General features: G+C 71.9%; 16 protein-coding genes. 12 read left to right on the top strand and 4 right to left on the bottom strand.

The features are described 5' to 3' along the window. The first annotated feature begins 38 nt into the window (after positions 1-38). The gene (locus C1I97_RS13725) at positions 39-1,010 is read left to right on the top strand and encodes a DUF5914 domain-containing protein (protein ID WP_111003494.1); all 972 of its coding nucleotides are present in this window, start codon (positions 39-41) and stop codon (positions 1,008-1,010) included. A 288-nt stretch (positions 1,011-1,298) separates the two neighbouring features. Here C1I97_RS13725 and C1I97_RS13720 read toward each other — a convergent pair whose 3' ends face one another. Continuing rightward, entirely contained in the window at positions 1,299-2,393 is a 1,095-nt protein-coding gene (locus C1I97_RS13720) for a MerR family transcriptional regulator (protein ID WP_111003491.1), read from the bottom strand. Between the two features lie 122 nt (positions 2,394-2,515). Here C1I97_RS13720 and C1I97_RS13715 point away from each other — a divergent pair, with 122 nt between their 5' ends. Together C1I97_RS13715 and C1I97_RS13710 are read left to right on the top strand one after the other, a co-directional pair. Beyond that, positions 2,516-3,112, top strand: coding sequence for an RNA polymerase sigma factor (locus C1I97_RS13715; protein ID WP_111003493.1), 597 nt, complete (start codon positions 2,516-2,518; stop codon positions 3,110-3,112). 339 nt (positions 3,113-3,451) lie between these two features. Then, positions 3,452-4,684 carry an MBL fold metallo-hydrolase gene (locus C1I97_RS13710; RefSeq protein ID WP_111003490.1) on the top strand — a complete coding sequence of 411 codons (1,233 nt, stop codon included), beginning with the start codon at positions 3,452-3,454 and terminating at the stop codon, positions 4,682-4,684. Between the two features lie 348 nt (positions 4,685-5,032). Here C1I97_RS13710 and C1I97_RS13705 read toward each other — a convergent pair whose 3' ends face one another. Beyond that, positions 5,033-6,289 (bottom strand): cation:proton antiporter, encoded by a 1,257-nt coding sequence (locus C1I97_RS13705; protein ID WP_258382557.1) that lies wholly within the window; start codon positions 6,287-6,289, stop codon positions 5,033-5,035. A gap of 4 nt (positions 6,290-6,293) precedes the next feature. Beyond that, a complete protein-coding gene (locus C1I97_RS13700) occupies positions 6,294-6,779 on the bottom strand; it encodes a cation:proton antiporter regulatory subunit (protein WP_073949023.1) in 486 nt (161 codons plus the stop codon). 355 nt (positions 6,780-7,134) lie between these two features. Here C1I97_RS13700 and C1I97_RS13695 point away from each other — a divergent pair, with 355 nt between their 5' ends. From C1I97_RS13695 to C1I97_RS13675, 5 genes are all read left to right on the top strand, one after another. Continuing rightward, positions 7,135-8,133, top strand: a complete 999-nt coding sequence (locus C1I97_RS13695; RefSeq protein WP_111003489.1) for a glycoside hydrolase family 11 protein — start codon at positions 7,135-7,137, stop codon at positions 8,131-8,133. 206 nt (positions 8,134-8,339) lie between these two features. Continuing rightward, the gene (locus C1I97_RS13690) at positions 8,340-8,729 is read left to right on the top strand and encodes a cell division protein SepF (protein ID WP_111003488.1); all 390 of its coding nucleotides are present in this window, start codon (positions 8,340-8,342) and stop codon (positions 8,727-8,729) included. 35 nt (positions 8,730-8,764) lie between these two features. Then, positions 8,765-9,103 (top strand): nucleotide pyrophosphohydrolase, encoded by a 339-nt coding sequence (locus tag C1I97_RS13685; protein ID WP_111003487.1) that lies wholly within the window; start codon positions 8,765-8,767, stop codon positions 9,101-9,103. A gap of 169 nt (positions 9,104-9,272) precedes the next feature. After that, the gene (locus C1I97_RS13680) at positions 9,273-9,743 is read left to right on the top strand and encodes a DUF6099 family protein (protein WP_111003486.1); all 471 of its coding nucleotides are present in this window, start codon (positions 9,273-9,275) and stop codon (positions 9,741-9,743) included. Positions 9,744-9,761: 18 nt separating this feature from the next. Further along, entirely contained in the window at positions 9,762-10,685 is a 924-nt protein-coding gene (locus C1I97_RS13675; RefSeq protein WP_111003485.1) for an LLM class F420-dependent oxidoreductase, read from the top strand. A gap of 44 nt (positions 10,686-10,729) precedes the next feature. Here C1I97_RS13675 and C1I97_RS13670 read toward each other — a convergent pair whose 3' ends face one another. Next, complete coding sequence (locus tag C1I97_RS13670) at positions 10,730-11,233, bottom strand: NUDIX hydrolase (RefSeq protein WP_111003492.1); 504 nt, start codon at positions 11,231-11,233, stop codon at positions 10,730-10,732. 224 nt (positions 11,234-11,457) lie between these two features. Between C1I97_RS13670 and C1I97_RS13665 the strand changes: the two genes are divergently transcribed. From C1I97_RS13665 to C1I97_RS13650, 4 genes are all read left to right on the top strand, one after another. After that, the gene (locus C1I97_RS13665) at positions 11,458-12,987 is read left to right on the top strand and encodes a 3' terminal RNA ribose 2'-O-methyltransferase Hen1 (protein WP_111003484.1); all 1,530 of its coding nucleotides are present in this window, start codon (positions 11,458-11,460) and stop codon (positions 12,985-12,987) included. Then, the gene (locus C1I97_RS13660; RefSeq protein ID WP_111003483.1) at positions 12,984-15,569 is read left to right on the top strand and encodes a polynucleotide kinase-phosphatase; all 2,586 of its coding nucleotides are present in this window, start codon (positions 12,984-12,986) and stop codon (positions 15,567-15,569) included. The genes C1I97_RS13665 and C1I97_RS13660 overlap by 4 nt, the downstream gene beginning before the upstream one ends. A 134-nt stretch (positions 15,570-15,703) precedes the next feature. Then, on the top strand, positions 15,704-16,936 hold the full coding sequence (locus C1I97_RS13655; protein ID WP_111003482.1) for an arginine deiminase: 1,233 nt from the start codon (positions 15,704-15,706) through the stop codon (positions 16,934-16,936). A gap of 129 nt (positions 16,937-17,065) precedes the next feature. Next, the coding region (locus C1I97_RS13650) for an XRE family transcriptional regulator (RefSeq protein WP_146608213.1) at positions 17,066-17,641 on the top strand (576 nt) is incomplete at its 3' end.

Genomic DNA, 17,641 nt, shown 5'->3' with positions numbered 1-17,641 from the left:
CTGGCGCTCCCAGGCGACGGGGGCGCGGACGCCTCCCCCTGCGCCTGCGTCGCGCCCCCGTCGCCTGGGAGCGCCAGCGCCCCACGTGGCGCGCGGCCCGGCCCGCGCTGATCGCCGGCGCGCTCAAGCGGGCGCAGGCCCGGCCGAGCGGCAACTGGTACGTCGTCGGCGCCTCCCGCGACCTGCGCCCGGACCGGCCGCTGGCCCGTACCGTCGACGGCCACGAGGTGGTGCTCTGGCGCGACGCGCGGGGCCGCCCCGTCGCCGGGCCCGGCGTCTGCCCCCACCTGGGCGCACCCCTGCGGGACAGCCCGGTGCGCTGCGGCACCCTGGTGTGCCACTGGCACGGGCTCGCCCTGGACGGAACGCCGTCCGCCGGGTGGGAGCCCTGGCCCGCCCACGACGACGGGGTGCTGCTGTGGGTGCGGCTGGACGACGCCGGAGGCGAGGAGCCCACCGGCCGGCCACCGGTGCCGGCCCGTCCCGCCGCGGCCGGCGCGCTGGCGGCCGTGTACACCGGGACCGGCGTCTGCGAGCCGGACGACGTGGTCGCCAACCGCCTCGACCCCTGGCACGGGGCCTGGTTCCACCCGTACTCCTTCGTCGACCTCACCGTCGTGGACACCCCCGGCCCGCGCGAGGAGGAGGACGCCTTCACGGTCGACGTCTCCTTCAAGGTCGCCGGGCGGTTCGTCGTCCCCGTCCGCGCGGTGTTCACCGCCCCCGGACCGCGCACCGTCGTCATGCGGATCACCGACGGCGAGGGCGAGGGCTCCGTCGTGGAGACCCACGCGACACCACTGGGACGCGACGCCCTGGGCAGGCCGCGCACCGCGGTGGTGGAGGCCGTCGTGGCCACCTCCGAACGGCCCGGGTTCACCGTGGCCCGACGCGCCGCCCCCCTGCTGCGCCCGGCGATCCGGTACGCCGCGGGCCGCCTGTGGCGCGACGACCTGGCCTACGCCGAACGGCGCTGGGCCCTGCGTTCCACGGGACGCTTCCCGGGCTGAGGAGACCGCCGGGGCTGGTGTGCGGGATGTACGGGCCGTGCGGGCCGTGCGGGCATGCGGGATATGCGGGATATGCGGGGCGTACAGGCCGTGCGGGCCGTACGGGACGTGCGGGATGTGCGGAGGCCCGGTCTCGGCGAGGCGGGAAGCGTACGCGGCGCCGACGGCCTTGCGCGGGCCGCGGGCCACGGGGCGCACAGCGCGTCCGGGTGCTCATGCCGACGCGGTGGGTGGCCTGCTCAGGCGTGTCGGTCCCGCAGCCCCGCAGCTCCGTGGCGTACGGCGGATTCAGCCCTGGCGCGGCGGTTGGCGCAGGGCGCCGTCCGCGCCGTCCGCGCCGTCCGCGCCGTACAGGCCGCTCAGCGTCTCGACGGCGTCCCGCAGGCCGGCGCACCGCGGGAAGCCGCCGGCCGACCGCCGGTCCCAGCCCGGGCCCGCCGGCAGGACGACGGGCCGTCTGCGGGCGCCCACCGGTCCCCACTGCAGGCCCGCGACGTGCCGGGCGAGCGGCGGCGACGCCGTCGAGCGGGTCTGCGCCCACAGCACGACGGCGGCCGGGCCGGTGCGCCGGACACAGGCCAGCAGCGCCTCCACCGGTACCGCGGCGCCCAGCATCCGCGTCGGCAGGCCGAGCTCGCCCAGTGCCGCGTCGAGCGCCTCCAGCGGCAGGGAGTGCTGTTCCCCGGGCACGCAGGCCAGCACCACCGGCTCGGCGCCCGAGGGCACCGCCGGGCGCGGCGGCAGCACCAGCGGCGCACGGCGCAGGGCGGTGGAGACCTGCCAGGACAGCAGGTGCTCCACCTCCACGTAACGGTCGCCGGAGGACTCCCACTTGCGGCCCACCGCGCGCAGCGTCGGCACCATCACCTCCTCCCAGGCCACGGTCAGCCCGTGCTGCCTGACCGCGTCCAGCAGACGGCTCTCCAGCTCCGGCGCGTCCAGCCGCACCGCGGCCCGGGCCAGCCCCCGGCACTCCTGGCGCACGTCGCCGAGCGGCAGTCCGCCACCGGCACCGCCGCGGCGGGCGGGCCCCACGGCCACCGGGGGCGCCAGGGACGCCAGGGGTGCCGGCTGCCGGTCGGACGAGCCGGCCGAGGTGGTGGAGGGCGGGGCCCCGCCGTGCGTGAGGCGGGCGACGCGGGCCGCCTCGGCCGGGGGAGCGCCCGCCGCCGTCAGCCGGCACATCTCCTCGACCATCGCCACGTCCCGCGGACTCCAGCGCCGGTGACGCCCCTGCGACCGCAGGGCGGGGCCCAGGCCGTAGCGGCGGTCCCAGGAACGCAGGGTCGTCGGGGAGACCCCCAGCCGCCGGGCCACCGCGCCCGTGGTCAGCCCGGCCACCGCCGTCTCGTCGTTCACGTCCTCACGTCCCGCCGTCCTCATGGCTCTTCGGCTCTTTCGCCCTTCCGAACAGACAATCCGATGCTATATCGATGCAAGTTGTTTCGGCCTCCTCCTCCGACGCACGCTGAGCGCACACCTTCCTCAGGAGGAGAGACGTGGTCATGGACCGCATCCAGGCCGTCCCGAACGCCGTCACCGCCATCGATGCCATCGAGTCCGGACCCGCCCACCCCGCGCCGTCCGCGGACGACGCCGCCTGGGCGGCGCTCCACCGCCGGTGGGGCGGGCTGGTCCACGGGCTGGCCCGGCAGGCACTCGGGGACGCGCGGGACGCGGACGACGTGACCCAGCAGGTGTTCGCCGACGCCTGGCGCGGACGGCACGGGTACGCGCCGGAGCGGGGAACACCGGCGGCCTGGCTCGTCGGGATCACCCGGCGCAAGGTGGCCGACGCCCTGGCCGCCCGGGCACGCCGCGCCCAGCTGGCCGCGATGGCGGCCGAACGGCTTCCGGCGCAGGGGCACGTCGGCGCCGGCGAGCCCGAAACCGTGCTGGACCGGCTGGTCGTCGGCAGGGCCCTGCGGCAGCTCAGCACGGCTCAGCGGCACGTGCTGCATCTCGCCTACTACGAGGACCTGACCCAGGCGCAGATCGCCCGGATCACCGGCTGGCCGCTCGGCACGGTCAAGAGCCACACCCGGCGCGGCCTCGACCGGCTGCGCCGCTGCCTGGAGGACGAAGGCGGCGCAGCGGCCTGACGCGCACGATCGATGCGAGCTCCCGGAGACAGCCGTAGCGACGCTCGTGGCCCAGGACGGCCCGTCCCTCCGGCCGGACGGTCCGGCGTCCGGGGCCGCGGGCAACCGTCGTCACGCCGGGGCTCACCATGACCGCCGTAACCGGGGCGCTCGGCGCTCCCCGCTCGCGAGCGCTTTGTGACGCGTCCACCCCTTGTGCCACCGCTGTCGACGTCGTACCGTTTCGCCACCCCGAGATCGTATGGGATCAAACGATGTGGGGTGCCGTCACTTCGGCCGCTCCGCACCCGTCGTTCGTTCAAGTCCCGCGGGGCGTCCTTGATCACCGGGAGTCGTCGCATGGCATCACGTTCACAGGACCTCGCACCGCAGTCCGGCGCTCTGCCGCCCGGCGCGGCGCCCTGCTGCTCCGACGGGCACGGCGACCTCGCCGCCGCCTCCCGGCGCCGCTTCCTCGGTGCCTCGGCGGCAGTTGCGGCGGTCGGCGGCATCGGCGCGGTGCTGACCGGCTGCGCGGGGCCCGCGAAGGCCGCCGCCACCCCCGCGGCGGTGTCCGCGATCAGTGCCCGAGCGGCGAACAGGGGTGACCGGGTCGTCCTGCTGGGCACCGCCGGCGGCCCGCCCCCGGAGATCGACCGTACGGGCATCGCCTCGGCGCTGGTCGTCGGCGACCGCGTCTACATGGTGGACTGCGGCCGTTCCGCGGTCACCCAGTACGGGCGCGCCGGGCTGAAGTACAAGGACCTGAAGTCCGTCTTCATCACGCACCTGCACGCCGACCACATCGCCGACTACCACAACTTCCTGCTCCTGGCCGGCTTCGGTGTGAACGACAGCGACGACGGAATCGTCGAGGCCATCGACGTCTACGGGCCCGGCCCCGCCGGTGCGCTGCCCCCGAAGTTCGGCGGTGGCGAGGCCCCGACGGTCGCTCCGAAGGACCCGACCCCCGGTCTGAAGGTGCTCACGGACAAGCAGATCGAGGCGTTCGCCTACAGCACCAACATCTTCATGCGCGACTCCGGTGTTCCGGACGTACGGGATCTGGTCCGCGTGCACGAGATCGACCTGCCCGACGTCGGCGCCGACCCGCTGAAGAAGACCGCTCCCGACATGAAGCCGTTCCTGGTCATGGACGACGGCACGGTGCGGGTGACCGCGGTCCTGGTGCCGCACGGTCCCGTCTTCCCCTCCTTCGCCTACCGCTTCGACACGCCGAAGGGCTCGGTGGTCTTCTCGGGGGACACCTCGCTCAGCGACAACATCGTGCGCCTCGCCCGTGGAGCGGACATCCTCGTCCACGAGGTCATCGACCTCGACGCCTACCGCGACTTCGGCATTCCCGCCCCGCTGCTGGACCACCTGAAGGTCTCGCACACCGACGTCAAGGACATCGGGCCGCTGGCCGAGCGCTGCGGGGTCGGCACGCTGGTGCTCAGCCACATCGTGCCCGCGGACAAGAAGCTGGTGTCGGCCGCCTCGTGGCGCAAGCGGGCGCAGAAAGGTTTCAGCGGGCGGGTGGTCGTGGGCGACGACCTCGACGAGGTGCCCCTGCGCGGCAGCAGGAGCTGACGCGCCTCACCCGTCCCGTACAGGCCTGTACGGGACCCGTGTCCGGTGTCACGGGGTGGTGTCGGTCCACTGGTCGAGGGGGTCGTCGATGCTGCCGGCGGGTTCTGTCGCGTCGGTGTTGTTCCTGGTGGGGTTGCGATGGTGTTCATCGTCGCCGTTCCTCCGGTGGCGCACCGGAGGCGGACTTCCGGTGCCGGTCGACGGGCAGGCCGATCAGCGGCTTCCGGAGCCCTGCCCGTCAGACGGTGAGACGACCTTTCGGAGCACTCTGCGCATTCTCCGCGAACGAGACAACCGTACCCGTTCCCCTTCGCCTCTTCCTGCCCGCCGCCGGGGCGAGGAGGGAGCTCAGCGGCCGGACCGGTCCTGGTCGTCCACCGCGCCCGTGCCCGGCGTCATGATGACCGGCGGCTCCTGGGCCGCGGCCAGGTTCACGGGGGCGATGTCCCGGTGGCCGGTGAGGCGCCGGGCGATCGGCTCGGTGTAGCGGGCGGTGAGCGGGCCGGCGATGACCAGGATCAGCACGTACGCGGTGGCCAACGGGCCGAGGGAGGGTTCGATGCCGGCGGTGACGGCGAGTCCGGCGATGACGATGGAGAACTCGCCGCGGGCGACGAGGGTGCCGCCGGCCCGCCAGCGGCCCCTGACCGAGATCCCGGCCCGTTTCGCGGCCCAGTAGCCGGTGGCCGTCTTCGTCAGGGTGGTGACGATCGCCAGGGCGAGGGCGGGCAGCAGGACGGGCGGGATGTCCGCGGCGTTGGTGTGCAGCCCGAAGAAGACGAAGAACATCGCGGCGAACAGGTCCCGCAGGGGGGTGAGCAGGTTGTGCGCGCTCTCGGCGACCTCGCCGGACAGGGCGATGCCGACCAGGAAGGCGCCGACGGCGGCGGAGACCTGCAGCTGCTGGGCGAGACCGGCGACCAGCAGGGTCAGGCCCAGCACCACCAGCAGCAGCCTCTCGGGGTCGTCGCTGGAGACGAAGCGGGAGATGTGGCCGCCGTAGCGCACGGCCAGGAACAGGACCAGTCCGGCGACGCTCAGGGCGATGGCCAGGGTGATGCTGCCCGCCGCGAGACCGGTCCCGGCGAGCAGGGCGGTGATGATCGGCAGGTAGACCGCCATCGACAGGTCCTCGAGGACCAGGATGCTCAGGATGACCGGCGTCTCGCGGTTGCCCAGTCGCCCCAGGTCGCCGAGCACTTTGGCGATCACCCCGGAGGACGAGACCCAGGTGACTCCGGCGAGCACCGTGGCCGCGACCGGTCCCCAGCCCATGAGCAGCGCCAGTACGGCTCCGGGCGTCGCGTTGAGCACCGCGTCCACGAGACCGGCCGGGTACTGGGTCTTGAGGTTGGAGACCAGATCGCTGGCCGAGTACTCCAGGCCGAGCATGAGCAGCAGCAGGATGACGCCTATCTCGGCGCCGATCGCCACGAACTCCTCGCTGGCGCCCAGCGGCAGCAGCCCTCCTTTGCCGAAGGCCAGCCCGGCCAGCAGGTACAGCGGGATCGGCGAGAACTGCAACCGCCCGGCGACCCGGCCCAGCAGCCCCAGCGCGAGGATGATCGCGCCGAACTCGATCAGAAAGATTGCGGAGGAATGCATAGACTCACTCCCGCCCGAGGATCGCGGCGGCGGCGTCGACGCCCTCGCGCGTGCCGATGACGATCAGCGTGTCACCGCCGGCCAGGCGGAAGTCCGGGCCGGGGGAGGGGATCGCCTCGGCCAGGCGGAGCACGGCCACGATCGACACACCGGTCTCCGTACGCATCCGGGTGTCGCCCAGCAGCCGCCCGTTCCAGTGGGACGTCGCCGCCAGCTCGATCCGCTCCGCCACGAGTCCCAGCTCGGTGGTCGACAGCAGGTTGGGGCTGCGGTGCGTCGGCGCCAGCGCGTCGATGAGGGTCTCCGCCTCCCACGAGGTCAGCCGTACCGACAGGGCGCAGGCGTCCGGGTCGTCGTCCCGGTACGCGCTGAGGGTCCGTGAACCGTCCCGGTGGGCCACGACCGACAGACGGCGCCGCTCCCGTGTGGTCAGGTCGTAGCGCACCCCTATACCTGGCAGCGGTGTTCTGCTCATGCGTGCAGCCCCCATGGCTGCCTCCCTGTCTGACATCGATTCGGATTTCTGGTTGAACCTCGAAGACTTTAACTACTTCGTCTCGCCGACTGTGTCTCCGAAAGTTTCGATGATGTATGGCCATTGTCTGATCTTGATGCCCGCTCGTCCGGTGGCCGGCGAATGTCGTTGGGGTCGGTATAGCTGCTGAGCTGTGAATTCGGATTTTTCGGGGTCTGCAAGGCGAGGCGAACGTTTCGAAACTCTTACCGAAACTGTTGACACTTGACGGGGTCAGCTCAACACTGCGATGCGATGCGCGACGTCGAGCCCGCCGGGTTCCGTCGTGCTGCTCGCCCCCCACCAGCCCTCACGAGGAGGACGCACGGACATGAATGTGCTCGTCCAGGCGAAGGACCGCGGAAGCGGTCGCTTCACGCTGCTCATCAGGAGTGTCTGCGCCGTCGCGCTGGCCGCCCTCGCGGCGATGACGCTGCCCGGCACGGCCAGGGCCGACACGGTCGTCACCACGAACCAGACCGGCACCAACAACGGCTACTACTACTCGTTCTGGACCGACAGCCAGGGCACCGTCTCCATGAACATGGGCTCCGGCGGCACCTACAGCACCTCGTGGAGCAACACCGGGAACTTCGTCGCCGGCAAGGGATGGAGCACCGGCGGGCGCCGCAGCGTGAACTACTCGGGCAGCTTCAACCCGTCCGGCAACGCCTACCTGGCCCTGTACGGATGGACGACCAACCCGCTCGTCGAGTACTACGTCGTCGACAACTGGGGCACCTACCGGCCCACGGGAACGTACAAGGGAACGGTCACCAGCGACGGCGGTACGTACGACATCTACGAGACGACCCGCGTCAACGCCCCCTCCATCGAAGGCATCAAGACCTTCAAGCAGTACTGGAGCGTCCGGCAGTCCAAGCGGACCGGCGGCACCATCACCACCGGCAACCACTTCGACGCCTGGGCCCGCAACGGCATGAACATGGGCGCCTTCAACTACATGATCATGGCGACCGAGGGCTACCAGAGCAGTGGGAACTCCAACATCACCGTGGGCGACTCCGGTTCGGGCGGCGGTGGTGGCGGTGGTGGCGGTTCGAACGGCTGCACCGCGACGCTGTCCGCCGGTCAGCAGTGGAGCGACCGGTACAACCTCAACGTCTCGGTCAGCGGTTCCAGCAGCTGGACGGTGACGATGAACGTCCCGTCCCCGGCGAAGGTCATCGCGACCTGGAACGTCAGCGCGAGCTATCCCAGTTCCCAGGTGCTGACCGCGAAGCCCAACGGCAGTGGCAACAACTGGGGCGTGACCATCCAGCACAACGGCAACTGGACCTGGCCCACGGTCTCCTGCAGTACGGGCTAGTCCCTCCGGGCACCCGGAAACCCACCCGTGGCGCGGCGGCCCATGACAGCCGCGCCACGGGTGTTCCCTTCATGCCGTTTCCGCATCGCTTTCGGACAAGCTCGGCCCCTGCCGTCGCGCACCGTGTCGTTGTTGGGCCGAACGGGTGACGTGGCGTAAGAATTGGTGGTGCAGGCGAGGAACGCGAGACAGGACAGGGGGAGCCGGTGAACAGGCGCGACGTCACCGATGAACAGTGGGAGGGGCTCGCCCAGGTCGTCCCGTTGCGGGGCCGCGACGCCTGGCCGTCCGCCGTGGACCACCGCGCGCCGCCGGAGGCGGAGACGGAGAGGCGCCGCCGCTTCGTCGTCCTCAGGGTGAACGTGTTCGCGGACGCCCGTGAGGTCGCCGAGACCCTGATGGCGGGCGTCCCGGTCCTGCTCGACCTCACCGGCGCGGAGAACGAGGTGGCCAAGCGGGTCCTGGACTTCAGCACCGGGGTCGTCTTCGGCCTGGGCAGCGGGATGCACCGCGTCGACCGCAACGTGTTCCTGCTCACGCCGCCCGGCACCGAGGTGAGCGGGCTCATGGAGAGCGCGGCGGCCACGGGCGGGTGAGCCGCGGGCCGGGCGCCGGTGGTAGACCTGGTGCCGTGACCGAGCACTCCGAGCGCCCCGACCTGGCCGCGCTGCAGCGGCGACTGGCCGAGTTCGCCGCGGCCCGCCACTGGCAGCCGTACCACACCCCGAAGAACCTGGTCGCCGCGCTCAGCGTGGAGGCGTCCGAACTCGTCGAGATCTTCCAGTGGCTGACCCCGGAGGAGTCGGCCCGCGTCATGGCCGACCCCGACACCGCGCACCGCGTGCGGGACGAGATCGCGGACGTCCTCGCGTATCTGCTGCAACTGTGCGAGGTGCTCGGAGTGGACCCGCTGACGGCCCTGGAGGCGAAGATCGACCGGAACGAGCGGCGGTTCCCGTTGGAGGAGTGAAACCCTCCGTTGTCACTTTCCGTAGTGATTCACTCTACCGAAACCGATTTGTTGTCCGCAGATTTCCGTCTTCCTCTGGCTTTTCGCCCCACCTGCCCTCACTCTGGGTAGTGAACAACGGAGTTCGGGCGGACGTGCGAGGAAGCACGTCGAGAGACAGGGGCAGCGCATGGACGCGGTGCGGCTCATCCTGGCGAGCAGACGTGCCCTGGCGGGGAGCGGGGAGACTTCCGTCATCCTGGCCGAGGTGTGGCAGGCGCAGGCCCTGGCGCAGGCGGTCGGCAGTCGGCTGGCGGTCTCCGGACCGCCCGAACTGCGGGGCGAGGCACTGGGGTTGACGGAGCTGGCGGGCCGAGGTTGCGGGGTGCTGGACGTGCCGGACCTCGATCCCGGGGACTTACGGGCGGCCCGGCTCACCGAACTGGACGACGCCCACCAGGCGTTGCTGTGTCTGGACGTGCTGCTCGGCGAGGCCGGTATCGCCCTCGTCGGCGTCGCGAGCGCGGCTCCCGACGAGACGACGTACTGGCAGTGCATGGAGGCGATCGACGCCGCCGACGAGTCGAGGGACCGGGTCCGCGAGATGCTGCGGAAGCTGGCGGCGCGGGAGGAGGCGCTGCCGGAGCGGGAGGCGGGCTGACGGGGCAGGATGGGAGCCATGGATCTCCGCATCTTCACCGAGCCCCAGCAGGGGGCGACCTACGACACCCTGCTCGCCGTGGCCAAGGCCACCGAGGACCTGGACTTCGACGCCTTCTTCCGCTCCGACCACTACCTCCGCATGGGCGAGGGGGACGGCCTGCCCGGCCCCACCGACGCATGGATCACCCTCGCCGGGCTGGCCCGCGAGACCAGGCGCATCCGCCTCGGCACGCTGATGACGGCCGCCACCTTCCGGCTGCCCGGCGTGCTCGCCGTCCAGGTCGCCCAGGTCGACCAGATGTCCGGCGGCCGGGTCGAACTCGGCCTGGGAGCAGGCTGGTTCGAGGACGAGCACAAGGCGTACGGCATCCCCTTCCCGAAGGAGAAGTTCGCCCGCCTGGAGGAGCAGCTGGCCATCGTCACAGGCCTGTGGGCGACGGAGACCGGCAAGACCTTCGACTTCCGCGGCACGTACTACGAGCTCACCGGCTCGCCCGCACTGCCCAAGCCCGCGCAGGCGAAGGTCCCGGTGCTCATCGGCGGGCACGGCGCGACCCGCACACCGCGCCTGGCCGCCCAGTACGCCGACGAGTTCAACATCCCGTTCGCCTCGATCGAGGACAGCGCGCGGCAGTTCGGCCGGGTACGGGCCGCCGCGGAGGCGGCCGGCCGCCGCCCCGACGACCTGACGTACTCCAACGCCCTCGTCGTCTGCGTCGGCCGGGACGACCAGGAGGTCGCCCGCCGCGCCGCCGCGATCGGCCGCGAGGTCGGCGAACTGAAGGCCAACGGCCTGGCGGGCTCCCCGGCCGAGGTCGTCGACAAGATCGGCCGCTACGCCGAGACCGGCTCCAGCCGGATCTACCTCCAGATCCTCGACCTCACCGACCTCGACCACCTGGAACTCATCTCCTCCCAGGTCCAGTCGCAGCTGTCGTAGCCGCGCGGACGCCCCACGGTACCGGCGCGTCCGCGCGGTCGCCCTCACGGTGTCGCGGATCCGCACCACGGGACGCCCTCCCGCAGGCACACCACCGTGCCGTTCACCGCCGCCTCGTGCAGCGCGGTGAGTGTCGGCAGACGAGCGGCGAGCGACAGACCGGGCAGCTCGTCGAGGGCGAACCAGCCGTACCGGTCGTGCTCGGGGCTCAGCCGTACGGCCCTGCGCGTGCCGCCGGGGAGCGTGCCGCCGTGGAAGATGCAGTCGAGGACCGGGCCGGTACCGAGGACGTCCACGCGATGGTCCACGCCGATCAGCGTGGGCAGCGGCCCGAGTTCGAGGCCCGTCTCCTCGCGCATCTCCCGCCGGGCCGCCGCCCAGGGATCCTCGCCGTGGTCGAGCATCCCGCCGGGCAGCCACCACTGGCCGACGCTCGGCTGACCGGGGCCGTACCGCAGGAGCAGCAGACGGCCCTCGCCGTCCAGCACCATCACGCACGCGGCGAGGAGCGCCTGCGGCTGCGTCCTCACCCACTCCTCGCGGGGCATCCACTCCACCACTCGTCGCCTCCCGGACGTCCGGCTGTTTCTGCTTCCTCCTGACAACGACGCTCCCGCCCTGCGGAAGTGGCCTGCGAATATTGGAAGGCACCGGTCCGGCCCCCTGTGCGAAGGTGAGGGCGTCGTCCTGCCCGGCCCCCAGGAGCACCGTCCTCGGGGGCTTTGGCGTACACGGCACCGCAGTCGTCCGCCCAGCCGAAGAGGCTCTCCGCATGTTCCTGACCATCACCACCACCGGCACCGCCCAGCGCCCGGCCACCGACCTCGGCTTCCTGCTGCACAAGCACCCGGACAAGGCGCAGGCTTTCTCCACCTCCCACGGCACCGCGCACGTCCTCTACCCCGAGGCGGACGATCAGCGCTGCACGGCGGCGCTGCTGCTGGAGGTCGACCCGGTGGCCCTGGTCAGGCGGGGCAGGGGCAAGGGGCGCGGCGGCGCACCCGACGCGGCACTCGCGCGGTACGTCAACGACCGCCCCTACGCCGCCTCCTCACTGCTCGCCGTCGCGCTGAGCAGCGTGTTCTCCAGCGCCCTGCGCGGGGTGTGCCAGGCTCGGCCCGAACTCCCGGGCGAGAAGCGCCCGTTGCGTATCGAGGTACCGGCCCTCCCCGCCCGCGGCGGCCCCGGTCTCGTACGGCGCCTGTTCGAACCGCTCGGCTGGACGGTCACCGCCGAACCGGTCGCGCTGGACGCGGAGTTCCCCGAGTGGGGCGACTCGCGGTACGTGCGGCTCGTGCTGGAGTCCGAGGCGGTGACCCTCGCCGAGGCCCTGCGCCACCTCTACGTCCTGCTCCCCGTCCTCGACGACGCCAAGCACTACTGGGTCTCCGCCGAGGAGGTCGACAAGCTGCTGCGGGCCGGCGAGGGCTGGCTGCCCGAGCACCCGGAGCAGAAGCTGATCACCAGCCGCTACCTCTCGCGCCGCTGGTCGCTGACCCGGCAGGCGATGGAGCGCCTGGAGTTGGTCCGGCTGGCCGAGGCCGACGACAGCGAGGTCGGTGAACTCGACAACGCCGTGGCGGCCGAGACCGAGACCGAGGAGAAGCCGGCACCGCTCGCCGTGCGGCGCCGGGACGCGATCGTCGCGGCCCTGCGGGAGTCCGGTGCCGCCCGGGTGCTCGACCTCGGCTGCGGCGAGGGCCAGTTGGTGGGGGAACTGCTGAAGGACGCGCGCTTCACCGAGATCGTCGGCGTCGACGTGTCCGTACGGGCCCTCACCATCGCCGCCCGGCGGCTGAAGCTGGACCGGATGGGGGAGCGGCAGGCCGCCCGCGTCACGCTCCGGCAGGGCTCGCTCGTCTACACCGACAAGCTGCTGAAGGGCTACGACGCCGCCGTGCTCAGCGAGGTGATCGAGCACCTGGACCTGCCCCGGCTGCCCGCCCTGGAGTACGCGGTGTTCGGTGCGGCCCGCCCCCGCACGGTCCTCGTGACCACCCCGAACGTCGAGTACAACGTCCGCTGGGAGACCCTCCCCGCCGGACACGTCCGGCACCGCGACCACCGCTTCGAGTGGACCCGCGCCCAGTTCGGCCAGTGGGCGCACACCGTGGCCGAACGCCACGGCTACGACGTCGGGTTCCGCCCCGTCGGTCCCGACGACCCCGAGGTCGGACCGCCCACCCAGATGGCCGTGTTCACCCTCAGGACCACCACGGACAACAACGCCAGCAACACCAGCAGCGCCAGTAACACCAACAGCGCCAACCATGGCAACGAGAAGGAGGAGAGAGCGGCATGAGCGAGACACAGACCCCCACCAGCACAGGACGCGTCCTGCCCGTGACCGACCTCTCCCTCGTCGTCCTCGTCGGCGCCTCCGGGTCGGGCAAGTCCACCTTCGCCCGCCGCCACTTCAAGCCCACCGAGGTCCTCTCCTCCGATTTCTGCCGCGGTCTCGTCTCGGACGACGAGAACGACCAGAGCGCCACCCGCGACGCCTTCGACGTGCTCCACTACATCGCCGGCAAGCGCCTGGCGGCCGGCCGCCGGACCGTCGTCGACGCCACCAGCGTGCAGCAGGACGCCCGCCGCCAGTTGATCGACCTGGCGAAGAAGCACGACGTGCTGCCCATCGCCATCGTGCTGGACGTGCCGGAGGAGGTGTGCGCCGAGCGCAACGCGGCCCGCACCGACCGGGCCGACATGCCGCGCCGGGTGATCCGCCGGCACACCCGCGAACTGCGCCGCTCCCTGCGGCACCTGGAGCGCGAGGGCTTCCGCAAGGTGCACGTCCTGCGGAGCGTTGAGGAGATCGAGAACGCCTCCGTCGTCACCGAGAAGCGGTTCAACGACCTCACCCACCTCGCCGGTCCCTTCGACATCATCGGCGACATCCACGGCTGCTCCACCGAACTGGAGTCCCTGCTCGGCAAGTTGGGCTACACCGACGGCGTGCACCCCGAGGGCCGTACGGCGGTCTTCGTCGGCGACCTGGTCGACCGCGGCCCCGACAGCCCGGGTGTGCTGCGCCGGGTGATGTCCATGGTCAGGTCCGGAAACGCGCTGTGCGTGCCGGGCAACCACGAGAACAAGTACGGGCGTCACCTCAAGGGCCGGAACGTCCGGCACACGCACGGCCTGGCGGAGACCATCGCGCAGATGGAGGGCGAGAGCGAGGAGTTCCGGCAGGAGGTACGGGAGTTCATCGACGGGCTCGTCAGCCACTACGTCCTCGACGGCGGCCGGCTGGTCGTCAGCCACGCCGGTCTGCCGGAGAAGTACCACGGCCGCACCTCGGGCCGGGTGCGCTCGCACGCGCTCTACGGCGACACCACCGGGGAGACGGACGAGTTCGGCCTGCCGGTGCGCTACCCGTGGGCGGAGGACTACCGCGGCCGGGCGGCCGTGGTCTACGGCCACACCCCGGTCCCGGAGGCCACCTGGCTGAACAACACCATCTGCCTGGACACCGGCGTGGTCTTCGGCGGAAAGCTGACCGCGCTGCGCTGGCCGGAGCGGGAGCTGGTCGACGTACCGGCCGAGCGGGTCTGGTACGAGCCGGCGAAGCCGCTGCGCACCGAGGCGCCCGGCGGGCACGACGGGCGCCCGCTGGACCTCGGTGACGTGCACGGCCGCCGGGTCGTCGAGACCCGTGAGGCCGGCCGGGTCTCCGTCCGCGAGGAGAACGCGGCGGCGGCCCTGGAGGTCATGAGCCGTTTCGCGGTCGACCCGAGGCTGCTGCCGTACCTGCCGCCCACCATGGCGCCGACGGCGACCTCCAGGGTGGAGGCCCGCGGCGGAGCCGCTGACGGACACTTCCTGGAGCACCCGGAGGAGGCGTTCGCCCAGTACCGGGAGGACGGGGTCGCGCGGGTCGTCTGCGAGGAGAAGCACATGGGCTCGCGTGCGGTGGCCCTGGTGTGCCGGGACGCGGAGGTGGCGCGCAAGCGGTTCGGCGTGGACGACTCCGCGGGACCGACGGGCTCGCTCTACACCCGCACCGGCCGCCCCTTCTTCGACGACCCGGCCGTCACGGAGGAGATCCTGGACCGTCTGCGCACGGCGGCCACCGCCGCCGGCCTGTGGACGGAACTCGACACCGACTGGCTCCTGCTCGACGCCGAGTTGATGCCCTGGTCGCTGAAGGCCTCCGGGCTGCTGCGCACCCAGTACGCGGCGGTCGGCGCGGCTTCCGGCGCGGTGTTCCCGGGGGCGCTGACCGCGCTGGAGGGCGCCGCGGCCCGGGGTGTCGACGTCACCGGCCTGCTCGCCCGCCAGCGCGGGAGGGCCGCCGACGCCGCCGCGTTCACGGCCGCCTACCGCCGCTACTGCTGGACCACCGACGGCCTGGACGGCGTCCGCCTGGCACCGTTCCAGATCCTGGCGGTCCAGGGCCGCAGCCTCGCCGGCCTGCCGCACGACGGGCAACTGGCGCTGATCGACCGCCTCGTCGAGCACGACGGCACCGGTCTGCTGCAGACCACCCGCCGCCTGTACGTCGACACCGCCGACCCGGAGTCGGTGCGGGCGGGCGTCGACTGGTGGCTGGAGATGACCGGGCGCGGCGGCGAGGGCATGGTCGTCAAGCCACTGGGCGCGCTGGTGCGCACCGAGCAGGGCCGCCTGGTGCAGCCCGGCATCAAGTGCCGCGGCCGCGAGTACCTGCGGATCATCTACGGTCCCGAGTACACCCGCCCGGACAACCTCGCCCGCCTGCGGCAGCGCTTCCTCCACCACAAGCGCTCCCTGGCGATCCGCGAGTACGCCCTCGGTCTGGAGGCCCTGGCCCGCCTGGCCGACGGCGAACCGCTGTGGCGGGTGCACGAGGCGGTGTTCGGCGTCCTGGCGCTGGAGTCGGAGCCGGTCGACCCCCGGCTGTGAAGCCTGTGGGGCCGAAGAGGCCTGTGGGGCCAAGGGGACCGACGCCTTCCTTGTCGTCATGCGGACGAGAACAAGAGCCGCGGAAACGAGCGAGCCGGGGGTGAAGTCGGTCCCCGATGGTCAGGATGGAAGGCATGGGATTCCATGTCGACTCCGAGGCCGGGCGGCTGCGCCGCGTCATCCTGCACCGGCCCGACCTCGAGCTCAAAAGGCTCACCCCCAGCAACAAGGACGCCCTCCTGTTCGACGACGTGCTGTGGGTGCGCCGGGCGCGCGCCGAGCACGACGGGTTCGCCGACGTGCTGCGCGACCGCGGAGTCGCCGTGTACTTCTTCGGCGACCTGCTGACCGAGGCGATGGAGATCCCGTCGGCCCGGTCGCTCGTCCTGGACCGCGTCTTCGACGAGAAGGAGTACGGGCCGCTCGCCACCGACCACCTCCGGGCCGTGTTCGACACCCTGACCGCCCGCGAGCTGGTCGAGGCCCTGGTCGGCGGCATGACCAAGCGGGAGTTCCTCGCCGCCCACGCCGAGCCGACGTCCGTGCGGTTCCACGTCATGGACCTGGACGACTTCCTGCTGCCCCCGCTGCCCAACCACCTCTTCACCCGCGACACCTCCGCCTGGATCTACGACGGCGTGTCCATCAACGCGATGCGCTGGCCCGCCCGGCAGCGCGAGATCGTGCACTTCGAGGCGATCTACCGCCACCACCCCCTCTTCCGGGGCGAGACGTTCCACGTCTGGTCCGAGGGGCAGTCCGACTATCCGTCGACCATCGAGGGCGGCGACGTGCTGGTGATCGGCAACGGCGCCGTGCTCATCGGCATGAGCGAGCGGACCACACCGCAGGCAGTGGAGATGCTCGCGCACAAGCTGTTCGCCGCCGGGTCGGCCCGTACGATCGTCGCCCTCGACATGCCCAAGCGGCGGGCCGTCATGCACCTCGACACCGTGATGACCATGGTCGACGGCGACACCTTCACCCAGTACGCCGGCCTCGGCATGCTCCGCTCCTACACCATCGAACCGGGCGCCGGGGACAAGGAGTTGAAGGTCACCGACCATCCGCCGGAGCACATGCACCGCGCGATCGCCGCCGCCCTCGGGCTCAGCGAGATCCGGGTCCTGACCGCGACCCAGGACGTGCACGCGGCCGAGCGCGAGCAGTGGGACGACGGCTGCAACGTCCTCGCCGTCGAGCCCGGCGTCGTCGTGGCCTACGAGCGCAACTCCACCACCAACACCCACCTGCGCAAACAGGGCATCGAGGTGATCGAGATCCCCGGCAGCGAGCTGGGCCGCGGCAGGGGCGGACCCCGCTGCATGAGCTGCCCGGTCGAACGGGACGCCGTGGGGAACGGCTAGCGCCGCGGCCGGATGGTCACGTTCCGGTGACGGTGGGGGAAGGGTCTTGTGCGGCAGGTCACCTCAACGTACGGTCCGTACCACGTCAGCGAACAAAGTGTTCGCTGAAAATGCATCAGGTGTTCCCTCATGACTGAACGTATGGAGCCGGGCCTCCCCGACGAGTGCGCCGACGCCGCCGCCGACGCGGCTCTGGGTGCCCGTATCCGGGAGTACCGGATGATGCGGCGGATGTCGCTGCGTGCCCTGGGAGAGGCGGCCCAGGCCAGCCCCGGGTTCCTCAGCCAGCTGGAACGCGGGCAGGTGAACTCCTCCATCGGCATGCTCCGGCGGATCGCCGCGGCGCTCGGCCTCACCGTGGCCGATCTGTTCGACCAGGACAGCGCGCCCGGTCCGAGGGTGGTGCGGCGGGCCGACCGGCCGATCCTGCACACCGCCCCGGGCAGCCGGAAGTTCCTCATCTCGCAGCGCCCGCTCAGCCATCTGGAGGTGTACGCGGGCGAGTTCGACCCAGGAGCCTCCACCGGCGACGACGCCTACACCCATGGCGACTCCCAGGAGATCCTCCTGGTGCTCAGCGGCGCGCTGACCGTCTTCATCACCTCGCTCGGCTTCTACGTCACCCCGGCACTGCTGGGCTCGCCCGACCAGGCGCTGATCTCCCAGCAGATCTTCACCCAGGTCAACGGGCTGCTGGCCTGGGGC

It is taken from the genome of Streptomyces sp. NTH33, assembly GCF_003236365.1.
GTDB lineage: Bacteria > Actinomycetota > Actinomycetes > Streptomycetales > Streptomycetaceae > Streptomyces.
Note: the sequence above shows the minus strand (reverse complement) of the source record. Positions and strands in the feature narration are given on the sequence as shown.